The organism is Agromyces atrinae, from assembly GCF_013407835.1.
Taxonomy (GTDB): domain Bacteria; phylum Actinomycetota; class Actinomycetes; order Actinomycetales; family Microbacteriaceae; genus Agromyces; species Agromyces atrinae.
On record NZ_JACCBI010000001.1, the window covers coordinates 1,025,348 to 1,044,108 of the forward strand.

Annotated in this window: 20 protein-coding genes and 2 tRNA genes; 5 read left to right on the forward strand and 17 right to left on the reverse strand. The window is 67.9% G+C overall.

The features are described 5' to 3' along the window. Position 1: 1 nt before the first annotated feature. The 14 genes from recA to BJ972_RS05050 form a co-directional block, all read right to left on the reverse strand. Positions 2–1,060 carry a recombinase RecA gene (recA, locus tag BJ972_RS04985; protein ID WP_129172718.1) on the reverse strand — a complete coding sequence of 353 codons (1,059 nt, stop codon included), beginning with the start codon at positions 1,058–1,060 and terminating at the stop codon, positions 2–4. A gap of 241 nt (positions 1,061–1,301) precedes the next feature. Beyond that, on the reverse strand, positions 1,302–1,529 hold the full coding sequence (locus BJ972_RS04990) for a DUF3046 domain-containing protein (protein WP_129172719.1): 228 nt from the start codon (positions 1,527–1,529) through the stop codon (positions 1,302–1,304). 61 nt (positions 1,530–1,590) lie between these two features. Next, positions 1,591–1,899, reverse strand: a complete 309-nt coding sequence (locus BJ972_RS04995) for a helix-turn-helix domain-containing protein (RefSeq protein WP_129172720.1) — start codon at positions 1,897–1,899, stop codon at positions 1,591–1,593. A gap of 136 nt (positions 1,900–2,035) precedes the next feature. Next, a complete protein-coding gene (locus BJ972_RS05000) occupies positions 2,036–2,527 on the reverse strand; it encodes a CinA family protein (RefSeq protein ID WP_129172721.1) in 492 nt (163 codons plus the stop codon). After that, positions 2,524–3,120 carry a CDP-diacylglycerol--glycerol-3-phosphate 3-phosphatidyltransferase gene (pgsA, locus tag BJ972_RS05005; RefSeq protein WP_129172722.1) on the reverse strand — a complete coding sequence of 199 codons (597 nt, stop codon included), beginning with the start codon at positions 3,118–3,120 and terminating at the stop codon, positions 2,524–2,526. Before pgsA ends, BJ972_RS05000 begins: the two co-directional genes overlap by 4 nt. A 2-nt stretch (positions 3,121–3,122) precedes the next feature. Continuing rightward, a complete protein-coding gene (locus BJ972_RS05010; protein WP_129172723.1) occupies positions 3,123–5,933 on the reverse strand; it encodes an FtsK/SpoIIIE family DNA translocase in 2,811 nt (936 codons plus the stop codon). Positions 5,934–5,992: 59 nt separating this feature from the next. Then, complete coding sequence (locus BJ972_RS05015) at positions 5,993–6,484, reverse strand: GNAT family N-acetyltransferase (RefSeq protein WP_129172724.1); 492 nt, start codon at positions 6,482–6,484, stop codon at positions 5,993–5,995. Between the two features lie 43 nt (positions 6,485–6,527). Beyond that, a complete protein-coding gene (locus BJ972_RS05020) occupies positions 6,528–7,751 on the reverse strand; it encodes an ABC transporter permease (protein ID WP_129172725.1) in 1,224 nt (407 codons plus the stop codon). Then, positions 7,748–8,479, reverse strand: a complete 732-nt coding sequence (locus BJ972_RS05025) for an ABC transporter ATP-binding protein (protein WP_129172726.1) — start codon at positions 8,477–8,479, stop codon at positions 7,748–7,750. The genes BJ972_RS05020 and BJ972_RS05025 overlap by 4 nt, the downstream gene beginning before the upstream one ends. Beyond that, the gene (locus BJ972_RS05030) at positions 8,476–9,528 is read right to left on the reverse strand and encodes an efflux RND transporter periplasmic adaptor subunit (protein ID WP_179419923.1); all 1,053 of its coding nucleotides are present in this window, start codon (positions 9,526–9,528) and stop codon (positions 8,476–8,478) included. Before BJ972_RS05030 ends, BJ972_RS05025 begins: the two co-directional genes overlap by 4 nt. A 125-nt stretch (positions 9,529–9,653) precedes the next feature. Next, positions 9,654–11,330, reverse strand: a complete 1,677-nt coding sequence (locus tag BJ972_RS05035; RefSeq protein WP_129172727.1) for a ribonuclease J — start codon at positions 11,328–11,330, stop codon at positions 9,654–9,656. Between the two features lie 51 nt (positions 11,331–11,381). Continuing rightward, complete coding sequence (dapA, locus tag BJ972_RS05040) at positions 11,382–12,356, reverse strand: 4-hydroxy-tetrahydrodipicolinate synthase (protein WP_129172728.1); 975 nt, start codon at positions 12,354–12,356, stop codon at positions 11,382–11,384. Between the two features lie 188 nt (positions 12,357–12,544). Beyond that, complete coding sequence (locus tag BJ972_RS05045) at positions 12,545–13,045, reverse strand: dihydrofolate reductase (protein ID WP_129172729.1); 501 nt, start codon at positions 13,043–13,045, stop codon at positions 12,545–12,547. Then, positions 13,042–13,851 (reverse strand): thymidylate synthase, encoded by an 810-nt coding sequence (locus BJ972_RS05050; RefSeq protein ID WP_129172730.1) that lies wholly within the window; start codon positions 13,849–13,851, stop codon positions 13,042–13,044. Before BJ972_RS05050 ends, BJ972_RS05045 begins: the two co-directional genes overlap by 4 nt. Before the next feature lie 102 nt (positions 13,852–13,953). Here BJ972_RS05050 and BJ972_RS05055 point away from each other — a divergent pair, with 102 nt between their 5' ends. The 4 genes from BJ972_RS05055 (at position 13,954) to BJ972_RS05070 (ending at position 16,231) form a co-directional block, all read left to right on the forward strand. Further along, positions 13,954–14,385 (forward strand): TlpA family protein disulfide reductase, encoded by a 432-nt coding sequence (locus BJ972_RS05055; protein WP_129172731.1) that lies wholly within the window; start codon positions 13,954–13,956, stop codon positions 14,383–14,385. After that, on the forward strand, positions 14,378–14,836 hold the full coding sequence (locus BJ972_RS05060) for a DUF4395 domain-containing protein (RefSeq protein WP_129172732.1): 459 nt from the start codon (positions 14,378–14,380) through the stop codon (positions 14,834–14,836). The genes BJ972_RS05055 and BJ972_RS05060 overlap by 8 nt, the downstream gene beginning before the upstream one ends. Positions 14,837–14,914: 78 nt before the next feature. Continuing rightward, the gene (locus BJ972_RS05065) at positions 14,915–15,340 is read left to right on the forward strand and encodes an OsmC family peroxiredoxin (protein ID WP_129172733.1); all 426 of its coding nucleotides are present in this window, start codon (positions 14,915–14,917) and stop codon (positions 15,338–15,340) included. 3 nt (positions 15,341–15,343) lie between these two features. Then, positions 15,344–16,231 (forward strand): TIGR01777 family oxidoreductase, encoded by an 888-nt coding sequence (locus BJ972_RS05070; RefSeq protein WP_129172734.1) that lies wholly within the window; start codon positions 15,344–15,346, stop codon positions 16,229–16,231. Between the two features lie 59 nt (positions 16,232–16,290). Here the strand turns inward: BJ972_RS05070 and tig are convergent, their stop codons facing one another. Both tig and BJ972_RS05080 read right to left on the reverse strand, forming a co-directional pair. After that, the gene (gene tig / locus BJ972_RS05075; RefSeq protein WP_129172735.1) at positions 16,291–17,706 is read right to left on the reverse strand and encodes a trigger factor; all 1,416 of its coding nucleotides are present in this window, start codon (positions 17,704–17,706) and stop codon (positions 16,291–16,293) included. Between the two features lie 229 nt (positions 17,707–17,935). After that, positions 17,936–18,013: transfer RNA gene (locus BJ972_RS05080), tRNA-Pro, on the reverse strand. A gap of 192 nt (positions 18,014–18,205) precedes the next feature. Between BJ972_RS05080 and BJ972_RS05085 the strand changes: the two genes are divergently transcribed. Next, positions 18,206–18,279 (forward strand) — tRNA-Gly (locus BJ972_RS05085). Positions 18,280–18,329: 50 nt separating this feature from the next. Here the strand turns inward: BJ972_RS05085 and BJ972_RS05090 are convergent. Continuing rightward, positions 18,330–18,755 carry a DUF1801 domain-containing protein gene (locus tag BJ972_RS05090; RefSeq protein ID WP_129172736.1) on the reverse strand — a complete coding sequence of 142 codons (426 nt, stop codon included), beginning with the start codon at positions 18,753–18,755 and terminating at the stop codon, positions 18,330–18,332. Positions 18,756–18,761 lie beyond the last annotated feature (6 nt).

An 18,761-nucleotide genomic window follows, 5' to 3' on the forward strand; every position in this document is an offset into this window, starting at 1 on the left:
GTCATGCGCCCTTGCGGGCGGCGACCTTGGGGGCGATGGGTTCGACGGGTGCGACTGCGCCCGCGTTTCCGATGCCGAGCTTCGCGAGGATCTTGTTCTCGATGTCGAGCGCGATGTCGGGGTTCTGCAGCAGGAAGTTGCGGGCATTCTCCTTGCCCTGGCCCAGCTGGTCGCCGTCGTAGGTGTACCAGGCACCCGACTTCTTGACGATGGCCTGGTCGACGCCGTAGTCGATGAGGCTTCCCTCACGCGAGATGCCGACGCCGTAGAGGATGTCGAACTCAGCCTGCTTGAAGGGCGGCGCCATCTTGTTCTTGACGACCTTGACGCGGGTGCGGTTACCCACGGCGTCGGTGCCGTCCTTCAGGGTCTCGATACGACGGATGTCGAGGCGGACCGACGCGTAGAACTTCAGCGCCTTACCACCGGCCGTCGTCTCGGGGCTGCCGAAGAAGACACCGATCTTCTCGCGCAGCTGGTTGATGAAGATCATCGTGGTGTTGGTCTGGCTGAGACCACCGGTCAGCTTGCGGAGCGCCTGCGACATGAGGCGAGCCTGGAGGCCGACGTGCGAGTCACCCATCTCGCCCTCGATCTCGGCGCGCGGCACGAGGGCTGCGACGGAGTCGATGACGATGAGGTCGATGGAGCCCGAACGCACGAGCATGTCGGCGATCTCGAGCGCCTGCTCACCGGTGTCGGGCTGCGAGACGAGGAGGGCGTCGATGTCGACGCCGAGCTTCTTGGCGTACTCGGGGTCGAGCGCGTGCTCAGCATCGATGAAGGCGGCGATTCCACCGGCGCGCTGCGCATTGGCGATCGCGTGCAGGGTGAGCGTCGTCTTACCCGACGACTCCGGACCGTAGATCTCGATGATGCGGCCGCGGGGCAGCCCGCCGACGCCGAGGGCGACATCGAGAGCGACGGAGCCGGTGGGGATGACGGCGACGGGAGCGCGCTCTTCACTTCCCAGGCGCATCACCGAGCCCTTACCGAACTGGCGGTCGATCTGTGCAAGGGCCGTTTCGAGGGCCTTCTCGCGGTCTACTGCTGAGGGCATGTTCTTCTCCTGATCTCGATGCTGCTGCCTATAGGCTGTCGCGCTCCGCGGCGGGGCCGTGACCCCGCTCGCCTCGTCGACAAGGCGGTGCGTTTCGTCGTACTCCGACCGTAGGAGCGACCTCCGACATCGCGAGGATGTCGGCGTCGATCTGTGGAGGACTACCCGAATCGCTTCGTTGTGCAGGAGCCTAGCGCGATTCGAACCTATCTTCGAGAAGCAGTGCCCGCGTGTCGGCGTGTCAGTCGCGACGAGGGTCCGGGCGACCCACGCCCGCGCGGCGCTCGAGAGGCACGCCCTGCTCGTCGCAGAGCGCGATCCAGACGTCCTTCGGTGCGATACCGGCGGCGAGAGCGTCCTCAGCGGTGCGACCGCCGAGCGCGGGCAGCACGAGGTCGCGAACGAGTACCCGCGCGTAGCCGCCGCCGAACTCGTGTTCGATCGCGAAACGGAACTCGGAGAGCTTCATGGCACCTCGCACAGAGGAACGGCAGCCGACTCAGCCGGCTGCCGTTCTCGGGTCTTCGGTCCTAGCGGACCATCATGTCGGCGTCGAAACCGGCCACGAACTCGTCGGGCACGGTGTCGGGGATGGGATCGATGCCTTCGAGGACCGCGAGACGGTCTCCTACTTCACGCATGATCACCGAGATCGGGGTCTCGAGCGCTTCGGCGACCGAAGCGAGGATCTCTGACGAGGCCTCCTTCTGGCCGCGTTCGACCTCGCTCAGATACCCGAGGGCGACGCTCGCCTTGGAAGCCACCTGTCGAAGGGTTCGGCCCTTCTGAAGACGGAAGTCCCTGAGCACATCGCCGATCTCCTGACGAACCAGAATCATCGGAACCTCCTTCTGTCTGCCATGGCCCGAGAGCCGGTCGAGGAGTCCGTCACCGAACTCCCGCTGCGTCGACTCTACCGGTGCACTCTGGCGATTTCTTGTGAATGCGCTACCTGTAACGACGTCGTAACCGCACCTATTCCGCGTCGGAGTCGAAATCCTCGAGGGCGAGAGCGAGAGCCGCCGCCACGGTCGCTCGGCGGATCGAATCTCGATCGCCGCCGAGCTCGAGTCGAACCGAACGGATGCCTCGTGCCGAGGCGATCCCGACGAAGACCGTTCCGGGCGCGTGGCCGTCCTGAGGATCGGGTCCGGCCACTCCCGTCGTCGCGATCCCGACATCCGCCGGCCGCCCGTCGACGGCGCACACGAGGCGCACGCGATCGGCGAGCTGGCACGCGACGTCGGCATCCACCGCGCCCCGTTCGGCGAGCAGATCGGCATCCACCCCGACGATCGAGTGCTTGAGTTCGGTGCTGTACGCGACGACGCCGCCCGAGAAGGCGTTCGAGGCGCCGGGAACGGCGACGATCTCCGCGGCGAGCAGGCCACCCGTGAGCGACTCGGCGGTGGCGACACGCTCACCGCGGCGCGCCAACGCGTCGAGGAGTCGAGCGGCGTCGCTCATGGGCGAGGCGCGCGCCGCAACGCGATGGCGGCCGCGATGTACTGCACGCCCGAGATGACCGTGAGTGCGAGAGCCGCGGCCATGAAGACCCAGTTGACCCAGAAGATCCAGTCGCCGACGAGGGTCCAGAGCGGCACGAGCGCGAGCGAGATCGCGACCGATTGCACGACGGTCTTGAGCTTGCCGCCCGAGGAGGCGGGAACGACGTTGCCGCGGCGGAGTTCGACGAGCCGCCAGACGGTGATCCCGACCTCACGCACGAGGATGAGGATCGTCACCCACCACCAGAGCTCGCCGAGGATCGACAGGCAGACGAGCGCGCCACCCGTCAGGAGCTTGTCGGCGATGGGGTCGAGGATCTTGCCCAGGTCGGTGACGAGACCTCGGGAGCGCGCGATGTGGCCGTCGATGCCGTCCGTCGCGATCGCGATGATGAAGACCGCGGCGGCGGCCCAGCGCAGCCAGCCGTCCTCCCCCGCGTCGGCGAGGAGCATCCAGAAGAAGAGCGGCGCGAGCAGTATCCGCACGACGGTGATCGCGTTCGGCAGATTCCAGTTCGACGTCCGCGCGGTGGATTCGGGCGCGGCATCCATGGTCAGTCCCTTCCGGTGAGGCCCCAGGCGTCCTCGTCGGACTCCCCGTCGACCTCGGCGTACCCGTCGGACTGTCGCGCGACGGGGTCATCGGCATAGCGTTCGTCGACCGCAGGCTGCTCAGGAGCTCGTGCCGGGGAAGGAGCAGCCGGCGCGGGTTCTTCGCCGCGGAGCTTCGCGAGCACGCCAGGAAGCTGCTCGGCGGTCACGAGCACGTCGCGCGCCTTGGAGCCCTCGGACGGGCCGACGATCTCGCGCGACTCGAGCAGGTCCATGAGTCGACCGGCCTTGGCGAAGCCGACGCGGAGCTTCCGCTGCAGCATCGACGTCGAGCCGAACTGCGTCGACACGACGAGTTCCGCCGCAGCCAGGAGGAGCTCGAGGTCGTCGCCGATGTCGGAGTCGATCTCTTTCTTCGCGGCGACGGCGGCGACGTCCTGGCGGTACTCGGGGCGCGCCTCGCGAGTGACGTGCTTGACGACACGCTCGATCTCGGCCTCGCTCACCCACGCGCCCTGCACGCGGAGCGGCTTCGAGGCGCCCATCGGCAGGAAGAGCGCGTCGCCCTGGCCGATGAGCTTGTCGGCGCCCGGCTGGTCGAGGATGACTCGGGAGTCGGTGACGCTCGTCACGGCGAACGCCATGCGGCTCGGCACGTTGGCCTTGATGAGACCCGTCACGACGTCGACCGACGGACGCTGGGTCGCGAGCACGAGGTGGATGCCCGACGCGCGGGCGAGCTGCGTGATGCGGACGATCGAGTCCTCGACGTCGCGCGGAGCGACCATCATGAGGTCGGCGAGCTCGTCGACGACGACGAGAAGGTACGGGTAGGGCTTGAGCTTCCGCTCCGACCCCGCGGGAAGGACGATCTCGTCGTTCACGACGGCCTTGTTGAAGTCGTCGATGTGACGGAATCCGAACGACGCGAGGTCGTCGTACCGCATGTCCATCTCCTTCACGACCCATTGCAGCGCCTCAGCGGCCTTCTTGGGGTTCGTGATGATCGGAGTGATGAGGTGCGGGACACCGGCGTACGGGGCGAGCTCCACGCGCTTCGGATCGATGAGGACCATACGCACGTCGGCGGGCTTCGCGCGCATCAGGAGGCTCGTGATCATGGAGTTCACGAAGCTCGACTTACCCGAACCCGTCGAACCGGCGACGAGGAGGTGAGGCATCTTCGCGAGGTTCGCGACGACGTAGCCGCCGCCGACGTCCTTGCCGACGCCGATCGTCATGGGGTGCGTGCTGTTCGTCGACGCACCCGACCGCAGCACGTCGCCGAGCGTCACGATCTCGCGGTCGGTGTTCGGGATCTCGATGCCGATCGCGCTCTTGCCGGGGATCGGCGAGAGGATGCGCACTTCGTTCGACGCCACGGCGTAGGCGAGGTTCTTCGAGAGAGCGGTGACCCGCTCGACCTTGACGCCCGGCCCGAGTTCGACCTCGTACTGCGTGACCGTCGGGCCGCGCGAGAAGCCCGTGACCGCGGCATCCACCTGGAACTGACGCAGCACCTCGGTGATGGCGCGCACGACCTCGTCGTTCGCCGCCGACCGCGCCTTGGCGGGTGCACCCGCGACGAGGGTCGACGCGGCGGGCAGGTGGTACGGACGTTCGGGCTGGCCGGACGTCGGCTCGCCGATCATGGATGCCGCGTCGAAGCCATCGCCCTCGACATCCGCGCCGAATCCGGGCAGGACGCCCGTCGCGGTCGCGTCGTCGGCGCGCAGGCCGGTCGCCGGAGGGATCTCGCCGGTGACGGCGCGCAATGCGCTCTCCGCGCGTTCGAGCTCGCCGAGCACCTCCGTGCCGTAGTCGTCGGCCGTCGGCGCCGCGGGCGTCTCGATCGCGCTCTCGAAGCTGCCCGCGGCAGAACCGGCGCCGAAGACCTCGGTGAGACCGTCGGAGCCGTCGAGCACGGGCGAATCGAACGCGACGTCTTCTTCTCGCTGGGCGGCATTGCGTCGCCACCAGGGCAGGGCTCCCCCGGATTCGGGCTCGTCGTCGTCGAGGCCGTCGAGTTCGACCTGCTTGGTCTTCGCCGCCTTCTTCGCCTCCGACGCGGCCTGACGCTCGTCGGCATCGGGGATCGTCGCCCCGAACAGCCAGGCGTACAGCTCACGGGATCGTTCGGGGATCTTGTTGGGCGGGGTCTTCGCGATGATGAGCAGCGAGAGGGCGATGAGGAGGATGACGACCGCGGTCGCGCCGTAGACCGTGATCAACGAGGTGAGCGGCGCAGCGACCAGCCAGCCGAGCACGCCGCCCGCGCGCGCGAGCACGTTCATGCCGTCGCTCGGCTGGGGGGCGCCACCGAAGATGTGGCACAGGGCCGAGATGCTCACGAGGAGGATGCCGAGGCCGATGCCGATCCGGGTGTTGTCGTGGACGGTCGCGGGGTGACGGAAGAGCCACACGGCGAAGAGCAGCATGATGATCGGGAGCGCGAAAGCGACGCGGCCGAAGAGGAGACCGAACGTCCAGGCGTCGAGCGTCTGCGCGACCGGGTCGTTGATGAAGAACCACTCGATCACGACGCCGGCGATCGAGAGCAGCACGAGGAAGAACGGAAGGCCGTCCCGACGCTCGTCCTTCTCGAGCTTCTCGGGGCCGAGCGCTCGCGCCGCGCCACCCGTCAGGTGGGCGAGACCCATCCATGAGCGCACGAGGAGATTGGGCTTCTCCTCGGCGACGGGGAGCTTCTTCGTCTTCTGCGAGCTCGTGGAGGTCGCGCGCGTCGACGTGCCGCGCGAAGTACCGCCGCGCGCGCCGGACGCGCGTCCGCTCGACTTGGTGCTCGTAGCCATGCTCTCACCGTACCTTCGGCGGGTGCCTGCGGCCCGGAACGCCGTGCGAGTGTCACCGCTCAGCGCAGATTGAGGACCATCGTCTCGCGGACGCCGGCACCCGAGACGACGTCGAACCCCTCGGATCGATAGAGGGCAGCAGCGAAGTTCCCCTGCTCGACGCTGAGCGCGAGTCGTGAGTGGCCAGCGCGGCGCGCTTCGCCGACGAGTTCACGCAGGAGCGCGCGACCGACGCCCTGTGCGCGCCAGATGTGTCGTACCCCGATGATGAGTTCGGGAACACCGACGGAGACGAACCCGTGGGCGGGAGCGTTGGCGGGGAACAGGCGGTACCAGGCCGCACCGATCGACTCGCCCGAGGCATCCGTCGCCACGACACCGCGGTCGGCGGGCCGCTGCCAGCCCGACAGGTAGTGCGCGTAGTTCGGATCGGCCAGCACGGTGACGCGCGGACGAGCGGGAGCGGGGCGCCAGTTTGCCGCCTCGACGACCATCTCGGCGAGGAACTGCCCGTCATCGGGTGTCGCCGATCGAACCGTGAACTCCGACATGAGCGGATGGTACGCGCGACGTGTTTCCGGGGTGTTTCCCCGGTCAGAAGCGGATGGCGTCGATGACCTTGACCCTGACCGCCGCGATGGCGGGTAGGAGGCCGGCGATGGCTCCCACGACGGTCGCGGCGACGATGCCGAGGATGGCCGCCTCCGTGGGGAAGGGCGGGAAGTCCTCGATGAGCCCCTGACCGATCGTCTGCTCGACCCACGGACTCTTCACGATGAGGATCGCCGCCATGACGCCCACGACACCCGCGACGAACGTGCCGACGACGCTCTCCATCATCACTCCGAAGAAGACGCGACCGCTCGTGGCCCCGAAGCTCCGCCGGATGCCGATCTCGCGGATGCGGTGCTTGACCGTGACGAGCGAGATGTTGACGAGGCCGAGAGCCCCGAGGATGAGCACGAGCATCGCGACACCGCCGACCATGAGCTTGGTCGCGAGGAACGGGTCTTCACCCCATGCCCCCGAGTCGGTGCGATACACGTCGACCTGGGCGCCCGCCCCGATCGCCGCCTCGATCTCGCGATCGATGATGGGGACGAGCTGATCGGCGATTCCCTCGGGAACCCACGCCTCGTAGCCCATCTGCTCCGTGCCGGGAGGTGCAAGCGACAGCTCGAGATAGGCGTCGGCGAGCATGAACATGGACTCGCCGTCCCACTCCCCCGCCGGAGTGACGCCGACGATGACGGCGGTCGTCTTCTGCTCGCCCAGCAGTTGGAGCGTGGGGTGCGAGTCGATCGGCGGTCGGCCGAGGCGGTCCCACACCTTCTCATTGACGACGATCGGCGGCGCGAGGCGGGTCACGTCGCGCTCGGTGAACCACGAACCGGTCACGACTCGCAGACGGTGGATCTCGGCGAAGTCGACGTCGACCACCTGGGTGGCGAGCGGGACGGCGCCGTCGACGAACTGCGCCGTGAGCGACCCGTAGCCGTTCCGGCTCCAGTAGTCGATCTCGTAGCGGTGCATGGCGGCGATCCACGCCTCGTCGGTGACGGCGGAGTCGACCGGACCCTCGGAGCCGAAGATCGATGCGGTGAGTGTGGCCGGCCGACCGCTGTAGCGCTCGTTGACCTCGCGACTGGTCTGTTCGGCGATCGCGCCGAGCGCGACGACCGTCGTCAGGGCGCAGACGGCGACCCCGACGCCGATGAGCGAGAGGATGACGCGGAGCCGGTGGATCCGGAGCTCCTGCCAGGCCTCGATGACGGTTCCGGCGACGTTCGATGTGACGCGCGCGAGCCACTGCTTCATGGCGCCACCGCCACGGTCGGCGTCTCCGCCGCGTCATCCGTCATCTCCGCGCCCTCGAAGAGGCGCCCCGCGATCAGGCGGTAGTGGCGCGTCGCTCGTGCGGCGATCGCGGGATCGTGGGTGATCGTCACGAGGGCGGCGCCCGTGTCGGTCGCGACCTCATCGATCATCGACATGACGGCCTCGCCGGTCTCGAGGTCGAGTGCGCCGGTCGGCTCGTCGGCGAGGATGAGACGCGGTCCGCGGACGAGCGAGCGCGCGATCGCGACGCGCTGCTGCTCACCGCCCGAGAGCCGGTCGGGCTTCGAATCGAGCCGGTGCCCGAGCCCGACGCGTTCGAGCATGGCTCGCGCGATGGACTCGCGCCGCCAGAAGCTCGCCCCGTGGGCGTAGAGCAAGGGAGTCATGACGTTCTCGAGAGCCGTCCGACCGGGAAGCAGGTTGAACTGCTGGAAGATGAATCCGATCTCCGACCCGCGCAGCCGATCGCGGTGCGCCGACGAGAGCGTGCGGACGTCGCGATCATGGATCGCGATTCGGCCGGTCGAGGGCGCATCGAGGAGGCCGAGGATGTTGAGGAGCGTCGACTTTCCCGAGCCGGAACGGCCTACCACCGAGATGCGATCACCGGAATCGACCTCGAGGTCGATGCCGTGCAGGATCGTCAGGGGTTCCTCGTCGGGGCGCTCGACGGTGCGCGTGACGCCCTCGAGGTGGAGGAGGCTCATCCGCCGACCGACGAGCAGACCATGCTGCCGTCCGGGTTCGTCACGCAGTCCTCACCCATGCCCGGCTGCACGGCCGGGGCGCCGGGCACGAACTGCAGGATGAGGTCGCCCTCAACGAGCCCGTCGACGACCTGGACGTTCTGCCCGTCGCTCACACCGAGCGTGACCGGGTGCTCAGCGCTCACGCCTGTCTCATCGAACAGCCAGACGACACCCGTCTCGGCTCCTCCTTCGACAGCGGTCGTCGGGATGACGAGGACGTCATCGGCGGCACCCGCCGAGATCGTGACCTGAGCGGCGAGGCCCGAGAAGACCCTGACCTCGGGCGGAACCGCGCAACGCACGGTCGCACCCGACCCTGCGCCCGCGGCGGGCTGCCCGGTCTGCTCGCCGTCGCCCGAACCGGCACCCGCGAGTGCCGTGGTGATCGTGAGCCCGGTGCAGGTGAACGGCGCGGGACCGCCCGTGATCGTCACGAGCGCCTCCGTCGGCTGCTCGGTGAGGCGATACTGCTGCTCGGGCGTGAGGGTCGCGGTCACGTTGAAGCTCGGCGGTGCGATCTGACCCGTGACGGCGCCGATCGCGACGACCTGGCCCGGGATCACGTCGAGGCTGCTGAGCACGCCCGCGGCACTCGCGAAGACCTTCGCGAACTCAAAGCGCGGCTCGGGTGTCGTGATGATCGGGAGCCCGTCGGGGCCGACGCTCTCAACGGGGGTCGACGGCAGTTCGACCTTGATGTCGTAGAGCTTGTCGCCCGACGCGACCTGCTGGCCGACGTTCACGAACACCTCGTCGACGGCGCCCGCACCCGTGGCCTTCACCGGCACGGCGGCATCCGCGTTAACCGTTCCGGTGAGCACGAGATCGTTGACGATCGAACCGATCGCGACCGTGTACTGCGGCTCGACGATCGTTCCCGTCGGCTCGGTCGGCGACGCCTCGGACTGACCGTCGGGGAAGAAGGCGAGCTTGATCAGTGCCGCAGCGACCGCCGCGACGAGCACGATCCTCAGGATCGGGAAGATCCACTTCCGCCAGATGCCCACGCCGACCCCTCTCGCCCAGAACGCGCCCCGAGTCGGGGCGCGTTCCTTCAGGCTAGAGGCAGATCGCTGCTCTCACACGACGATCGGGGTCGAATCCGGGTCATCCCTGACGTCGTGTGACGAGGTCACGCCTCGATGACGAGGGGAACGAGCATCGGGCGACGACGAAGACGTCGGTTGACCCAACCGCCGACGGTGCGGCGCACGATCTGCTGCAGACCGTGCGCGTCGCGCACGCCGTTCTGCGCGGCATCCGCGAGGGCCTTCTCGATCTTCGGCTTGACCTCGTCGAACACGGCGTCGTCCTCGGCGAAACCACGCGCGTGGATCTCGGGACCGCTGATGATGCGACCCGTCGACGCGTCGACGACGATGATGATCGAGATGAAGCCCTCTTCACCGAGGATGCGGCGATCCTTGAGGTCGGCCTCGGTGATCTCGCCCACGGTCGAACCGTCGACGTAGACGAAGCCGAGGTCGAGCTGGCCGGCGACCGTGACGTGGCCGTCCTTCAGGTCGAACACGGTGCCGTCCTCACCGAGGAACGTGTTGGCCTCGGGGATTCCGGTGTCGTTCGCGAGCTTCGCGTTGGCGACGAGGTGTCGGTACTCGCCGTGCACCGGAAGCACGTTCTTCGGCTTGAGGATGTTGTAGCAGTAGAGCAGTTCGCCGGCGGCGGCGTGGCCCGAGACGTGCACCTTCGCGTTGCCCTTGTGGACGACGGTCGCACCGAGCTTCGTCAGTCCGTCGATGACGCGGTAGACGGCGTTCTCGTTGCCGGGGATAAGGCTCGACGCGAGGATGACCGTGTCGCCCTCCCCGACCTCGATCTGATGGTCGAGGTTGGCCATGCGCGCGAGAACGGCCATCGGCTCGCCCTGCGAACCCGTCGACATGTAGACGATCTTGTCGTCAGGGATGTCGCCGGCCTTCTTGTAGTCGACGAGCACGCCCTCGGGAACCTTGAGGTAGCCGAGGTCAGCGGCGATGGTCATGTTGCGCACCATCGAGCGGCCGAGGAGCGCGACGCGGCGGCCGTTGGAGTGAGCGGCGTCGAGCACCTGCTGCACACGGTGCACGTGGCTCGAGAAGCTCGCGACGATCACCCGGCGCGGGGCGCGCGAGATGACCTGGTCGAGCACGGGACCGATGGAACGCTCGAGGGGCGTGAAGCCCGGCACGTCGGCGTTCGTCGAGTCGACGAGGAAGAGGTCGACTCCCTCGACACCGAGACGGGCGAACTCGCGCAGATCGGTGAGGCGATCGTCGAGCGGCAGCTGGTCCATCTTGAAGTCGCCGGTGGCGAGAACCGTTCCGGCACGCGTCTTGATGGCGATCGCGAGGGCGTCGGGGATAGAGTGGTTGACCGCTACGAACTCGAGGTCGAACGGGCCGAGGGTCTCTTTCTGACCCTCCTTGACCGTGAGGCTGTACGGCTGGATGCGGTGCTCTTTGAGCTTCGCTTCGACGAGCGCGAGCGTCAGCGTCGAACCGATAAGAGGGATGTCGGCCCGGAGCTTCAACAGATACGGCACCGCACCGATGTGGTCTTCGTGGCCGTGCGTCAGCACGACTCCGACGACGTCGTCGAGACGGTCTCGCACGGGCGAGAAGTCGGGCAGGATCAGGTCGACTCCCGGCTGGTGCTCTTCAGGGAAGAGCACGCCGCAGTCGACGATGAGGATCTTGCCGTCGATCTCGAAGCTCGTCATGTTGCGGCCGACCTCGCCGAGGCCGCCGATCGGGATCACTCGCAGTGTGCCCGGTTCGAGCGGGGCGGGTTCGCGGATCTCTAGGGGCATGGATGGCCCTCCTTTATTGCGTTGTTACACGGTCGCCAGAGGCGCGACCGGTTAGCGGGTCGTACCCGCGACCTTCGGCAGTGCGCCACCGGCGGCGGCGTTGCGGTCGGGTCGGAAGTTGTGGAAGTCGACGCCCGGGATGCCCTGCACGAGATCGATCTCGTCTTCGATCTGCGCGGCCTCCCATTCTTCGGGGCCGACGAGGGGAAGGCGCACGCGCGGGCTGTTGATGCGGCCGAGCCCGTGCAGGATGTACTTCGCCGCGACCGTTCCGGGAACGTGCGTCATGACGGCGCGGACGAGCGGCTCGAGCTTCTTGTGAGCCTCGGTCGCGGTCGCGAGGTCGCCCGCGTTCACGGCGTCGACGATCGTGCGGTACGGCGTCGCGGCGATGTTCGCGGTGACGCCGATGAGTCCGCTCGCACCGATCGAGAGATGCGGCAGCACGTTCGCGTCATCGCCCGAGAAGTACAGCAGATCGGTCTGGTTGAGCACGCGGCTGACTTCGCTGAAGTCGCCCTTGGCGTCCTTGATCGCGCGGATGTTCGGGTGCTTCGCCGCGCGCAGGATCGTCTCGTAGCGGATCGGCACGCCCGTGCGGCCGGGGATGTCGTAGAGGATGACGGGCAGATCCGTGGCATCCGCGATCATGCGGAAGTGCGTGAGGATGCCCGCCTGGGTGGGCTTGTTGTAGTACGGCGTGACGATCATGTTGCCGTCGGCGCCGGCCTTCTCGGACTGCTTCGCGAGCTGCATCGCGTGCGCCGTCTCGTTCGAGCCGCCACCCGTGATGATCTTCGCGCGCCCCGCGGAGACCGACTTGCCGACCTCGACGAGCTTGAGCTTCTCGGGGTCGGTGAGGGTCGAGGTCTCACCGGTCGTACCGGTCACCACGATGCCGTCGGCGCCCGCGTTGATCACATCGTCGATGTGCTTCTCGACCCCGGCCCAGTCGACTTCGCCGTCCGCCGTGAACGGCGTGACGAGCGCGACGAGCACTTGGCCAAAAGGGTTCTCCTGAGTCACGCCCTCCAGGCTATCGCCTCGGCGCGTCTTCGCGCGTCGCGGCTGGGCACGCGTCATCCCGCGCCCGTCCGCCGTTGTCGCGGACATCTCGCCGACGCGCCGCGCGCGCTCCCGCCGAATCGGCGTGGCGAGCCGCACATCCGCCGCAACGATCAGGCGGGAGTCAGGCCGGAGCGGCGGTGGCGCGGTCAGCGCTCGTAGCGGAGGAAGCGGTAGGTGAGGCCCGTACGCGAGGTGTGCCAGCCGGTCTCGGGATCGGCGGCGACGAGTCTCCACGACGTGTCGATGACCGGCGCCGCGGTGTCGCCCTCGACGTCGGCATCGATCTCGGTCACCTCGAGCACATCGGCCCGAGCGATCGACTGCTCGTAGATCTGTGCACCGCCGACGATCCAGATCGCCTCGCCGCCGTCATCCGCCGCGATGTCGAGGGCCGACTCGAGCGAGTCGGCCGCGATCGCTCCGGCGAAGTCGTCGGCGGTGCGCGAGACGACGATGTTCCGTCGGCCCGGGAGCGGACGGAAGCGCGGCGGGATCGACTCCCACGTGCGGCGGCCCATGATGACGGATGACTGCCCCGTCACGTCACGGAAGTGGGCGAGATCCTCGGGCAGGCGCCACGGCATCACGCCACCGGCACCGATGATTCCGCCCCGCGCCTGCGCCCAGACGAGACCGATGCGCGTCATACGGCGACGGCGGCGCGAATCGCGGGGTGGTGCTCGTAACCCTCGACGACGAGGTCGTCGAACGTGTAGTCGAAGATCGAGTCGCGCGCGGTCTCGATGCGGAGTGTCGGCGGCGCGAAGGGCTCGCGCGTGAGCTGCTCAGTGACCTGCTCGACGTGGTTGTCGTAGATGTGGCAGTCGCCGCCCGTCCACACGAAGTCGCCGACCTCGAGGCCGGTCTGCGCGGCGACGAGGTGGGTGAGGAGCGCGTAGCTCGCGATGTTGAACGGAACGCCGAGGAAGAGGTCGGCGCTGCGCTGGTAGAGCTGGCAGCTGAGCTTGCCGTCGGCGACGTAGAACTGGAAGAGCGCGTGGCACGGCGCGAGAGCCATGTCTGGGATGTCGGCGGGATTCCACGCCGACACGATGAGACGCCGCGAGTCGGGGTTCGTGCGGATCTGCTCGATGACGTCGGAGATCTGGTCGATCTGCTCACCGCTCGGCGTCGGCCACGATCGCCACTGCACGCCGTAGACGGGGCCGAGCTCCCCCGCGTCATCCGCCCACTCGTCCCAGATGCTCACGCCGTTCTCGGTGAGCCAGCCGATGTTCGACTCGCCGCGGAGGAACCACAGCAGCTCGTACGCGATCGACTTGAAGTGCACGCGCTTCGTCGTGACGAGGGGGAATCCCTCGGAGAGATCGAAGCGGATCTGGCGCCCGAAGACGCTGCGCGTGCCGGTACCGGTGCGATCCGACTTCTGCGTGCCGTTCGCCAGCACGTCGCGGAGCAGGTCTTCGTAGGGGGTGGGGATCGGAGCGCTCATCGCCTCGATGCTACCCCGCCCAGCGCCCGTCGCGGCCGAGTCCGCACCGTCACGGACCGTCATACTTCCGCCCGTCGGCGCCGCCGGTTTTACCCTCGGGTGATGGAGTGGTCTCTCGCGATCGGCGCCGCCGTGGCGCTCGTCGTCGCGACGACCATCGGCGGCCTCATCTGGAGCCGCCGCCAGGGAGCCGTGCGGGCCGGCGGCCTCGACAGGGTCTCCGCCGCGGATGTCGGTGTCGAGGCCCTCGGTGGGAGCGCGACGCTCCTGCAGTTCTCGACCGAGTTCTGCAGTCGATGCCCCGGAACGGCACGTGCACTCGGCTCGATCGCCGCCGAGCGCGAGGGCGTGGACCACATCGACGTGGATCTGACGCACCGCGCCGACCTCGCCTCGGCGTTCAGGGTCACGCAGACTCCGACGACACTCATCGTCGACGGCGACGGCATCGTCCGTGCGCGCATCGGCGGCCCTCCCCGGCCGGACGCCGTCCGGGAACAACTCGATCTCATCTCCAGGAGCAGCCATGTCTGACACGAGCCACACGTCTGTCGATCCTCGCGGTCCGCGCTTCAGCGCCGGCATCACCGCGGTCCTCCTCCTCGTCGTCGTGATCCTCGGACTCGGCGGCGCGGCCACCGCGGCCTTCTGGCTGTTGGTCGTGCTCGCAGCGCTCTTCGCCTGGGGCGCGTTCGCCGGAGTGGCGCGTCATCCGTTCGGGCTCCTGTTCAAGGCCGTCATCCGGCCTCGGCTCTCACCGCCGAGCGAACTCGAGGATTCGCGCCCGCCGACATTCGCGCAGGGCGTCGGACTCGTCGTCACGCTCGCCGGTGTCATCCTGGCCCTGTTCGGCCTTCCCCTCGCCGTGCCGATCGCCGCGGCCGCAGCCTTCATCGCGGCCTTCCTGAACGCGGCCTTCGGGTACTGCCTCGGCTGCCAGATCTACCTGCTCCTCGTGCGCGCACGCGTCATCCCGCAGACCTGAGAGTCGCCCTCGACCCACTGACTGCGGAGCGCGCCCGCGGCTAGGCTGGAGCCCCATTCGGCGATCGAGGAGGACCCCATGGCAATCACGAGCGAAGCGACAACGGTCTGGACCGGCACCCTGTTCGAAGGCTCGGGCACCGTCGCCCTCGATTCGTCGAAGGCGGCATCGTTCCCCGTGAACTGGAAGGCGCGCGCCGAGGGCGACGCCGGAACCACGAACCCCGAAGAACTGCTCGGCGCGGCCCACTCGGCCTGCTTCTCGATGGCGCTCTCGCACGCGCTCGCTCAGGCAGGACATACCGCCGAGAGCATCCAGACCACCGCCGCCGTGACGTTCGAACCCGGCAAGGGCGTCACCGGCTCCCACCTCCTCGTCGCGGCTCGCGTGCCCGGCCTCTCGGAGGACGAGTTCCAGACCTTCGCGAACGACGCCAAGGCGAACTGCCCGATCTCGCAGGCTCTCGCCGGCATCTCGATCACCATCGAAGCGGAGCTCGCGTAGCCCGTGCGCATCCTGATCTCCGGAGCCTCGGGCTTCATCGGAACGGCTCTCGTCGACAAGCTGCGCGCCGAGGGCCACGAGGTCACTCGCCTCGTGCGGCATCAGACGACCGCTCCCGACGAGGTCAACTGGTCGCCGGCCGCCGGCATCCTCGACTTCCGGGCGATGGATGACGCGGACGCCGTCATCAACCTGTCGGGCGCGTCGATCTCTCGACTGCCCTGGACGAAGAAGTACCGACGCGAGATCCTCGAATCGAGAGTGACGGCGACGCGCACGCTCGCCGATGCGATGCGTCAGGCGGCGAACCCGCCGTCGGTCTTCCTCAGCGGTTCGGCCGTCGGCTTCTACGGAGATCGACCGGGCGAGCTCCTCACCGAGTACTCGTCGCACGGCGAGTCGTTCCTGACCGACGTCACGCTGCGCTGGGAGGAGACCGCGGCCCTCGCCCCGAGCGATACCCGTGTCGTCACCTTCCGCACCGGGGTCGTCGTGGGCGACGCCGGCGCCATGAAGCCCGTGCGCCTGCTGACGAAGCTCGGCGTCTCGGGCCGTCTCGGCACGGGCGGTCAGCACTGGCCGTGGATCAGCATCGAGGACGAAGTGCGCGCGATCGTGCACCTCCTCGACTCGACGCTGAGCGGCCCGGTCAATCTCGTCGGACCGAACCCGGCGACCGCCGATGCGATCATGAGCGAACTGGCGAGGCGGATGCATCGGCCGTACCTCATCCCCGTACCGGAGCGACTCCTCGAGGTCGTCCTCGGCGACGCCGCCGACGAGTTGCTCCTCGCGAGCCAGAAGGTGCGGCCGGCCCGCCTGCTCGGCGACGGATTCCGCTTCACCCACTCGACATCCGATCAGGCGATCGACGCGATGCTCGCGCGCTGAACGATCTCACGACGAAGGCCCCCGATCGACTTGATCGGGGGCCTTCGCGTGAAGTACGACTACTCGGAGTCGGCGTCCTTCTTGGCAGGAGCCTTCTTCTTCGCGGGAGCCTTCTTCTTGGGCTTCTCTTCGACGACCTCTTCGGTCACCTCGGCCTCGGCGGCGGCCTCGTCGGCGTCATCCGCCTCATCGTCGGCGACGACTGCGGTGAAGTCGGACAGGTCGACGGCCTTGCCGTCGGAGTCGACGACCGTGACCTTGCCGAGCGCGATCGCGAGGGCCTTGTTGCGCGCGACCTCGCCGACCATCGCCGGGATCTGGCCGTTCTCGCTGAGCGCCTGGACGAAGTCGTTCGGGCTCATGCCGTACTGCGAGGCGCCCTGCACGAGGTACTGGGTGAGCTCTTCCTGGCTGACCTGGACCTTCTCGGCCTCGGCGACGGCGTCGAGCAGGATCTGCGTGCGGAAGTTCTTCTCGCTCGCCTCGGTGACCTCTGCGCGGTGCTCGTCGTCTTCGAGACGGTTCTCGCCCTCGAGGTGACGGTGCACCTCGTCGTCGATGACCGACTGCGCGAGGGGGATCTCGACGAGCTCGAGGAGCTTCTCGACGAGGAGGTCGCGGGCCTGTGCACCCTGACCGAAGGTCTTCGACGTGGCGACCTGCTCGGCGAGGCTCGCACGAAGCTCGTCGAGGGTGTCGAACTCGCTCGCGATCTGAGCGAAGTCGTCGTCGGCTGCGGGGAGCTCGCGCTCCTTGACGGCCGTGACGGTCACCGTGATCTCGGCGGTCTCGCCGGCGTGGTCGCCACCGAGGAGCTCCGAGTTGAAGGTCGTGGTCTCGTCGGCCGAGAGCGTGTCGAGCGCCTCGTCGATGCCCTCGAGCAGTTCGCCCGAGCCGAGCTCGTACGAGATTCCGCTCGCGGAGTCGACCTCGTTGTCACCGATCTTGGCGGTGAGGTCGATGGTGAGGAAGTCACCGGTCTTCGCGGCGCGGTCGACCGTGATGAGCGTTCCGAAACGGCTGCGGAGACGGTCGAGCTCGTCGTCGACCTCGGTGTCGGCGATCTCTGCCGCGTCGACCGTGAGCGTGACGCCCGAGTAGTCGGGGAGCTCGATCTCGGGGCGGACGTCGACCTCGATCGAGAGGAGGAGGTCTCCCGAGAAGTCCTTGTCGCTCGGCCACTCGACGATGTCTGCCTCGGGGCGACCGAGGGCGCGCAGGCCGTGCTCGGCGATCGCGGCGCGGTAGAAGCCGTCGAGGCCCTCGTTGACCGCGTGCTCGAGAACGGCACCCTTACCGACGCGCTGGTCGATGATGGGCGGCGGAACCTTGCCCTTGCGGAATCCGGGGATGTTGACCTGCTCGGCGATGTGGCCGTAGGCGTGGGTGATGCTGGGCTTCAGCTCTTCGGGCGTCACCGTGATGGTGAGCTTGGCGCGCGTCGGGCTCAGCTTCTCAACCGAAGTAGTCGGCATGGGGAAGATCTCCTGTTTGGTGGAAGTTCGTGGCGAGTCGGGCTGCTGGTCGGGGCGACAGGATTCGAAAATGCAGCGCCAAACTAAACCCGGACAAGCGTAGTTGACCCGGGCGCGACAGCCCAATCGATGGGAACCGATCGATGGTGATCAGCCTATCGTGATGGCGTCGTGTGACACCTGAATGAGACGGTGTTCGGCCACGGGCGAACACGCCCGACCCCGATCGTGGTCGGGGCGACAGGATTCGAACCTGCGACCTCCCGCTCCCAAAGCGGGCGCTCTAGCCAAGCTGAGCTACGCCCCGAGTCGGCTCTGCGACCCGGTGTTCCGCCGACCAGGGCGGGAACTCGGCAAGTCTAGTGGCACGCCTCGCGAGCGATCACCGATGCCGACGGATGACGCGCGCGATGGCCGTGCACGATGAAGCGCTCATCCTGTATTAGGATGTTCGAGTGCCCGTTCGCGGGCCACGACCGATTTCTCTCCGGAGAAATTCGGGGCTGTAGCTTAGTGGTAAAGCCTCTGTCTTCCAAACAGATGATGCGAGTTCGATTCTCGTCAGCCCCTCCAGATCGGCTTCTCCCCCACGCTCTCTGCGGGGTCATAGCTCGTGCGCGCTGTTAGGCAGGCTCGGGATCGTCGCCGCGCGACCAGGCGATCGCGATGAGCTCGCGCAGCACGTCGAGGTCGAGATCGTCGAGCTTCTTCGCGTAGATGCAGCCGGCTCCCTCGGTGTAGGTGCCGAGTCTCGGCAGCAGCGCGGCTCCGTCGGGCAGATCCTTGAGGCCGTAGAACGTCAGTTGCGCCTTGCGAGGCGAGAACGCGGTCTTCGGCCAGGTGCCACGGGTTCGCGGGTTCGCGGCGGAGATGTATCGGAAGCTCCCGTAGCCGACCATCGTCGGACCCCACATCACGGGGTCCGTGCCCGTCACCTCATGGAAGATCTCCGCGAGTCGAGCGCCTTCGTCTCGTCTCCGCGGCGTGGCGGCCGAGGCGAGGAACGCCTCGACATCGGCATCCGTCGGTCCGGTCTTCGCTTCAGCCATGATCTG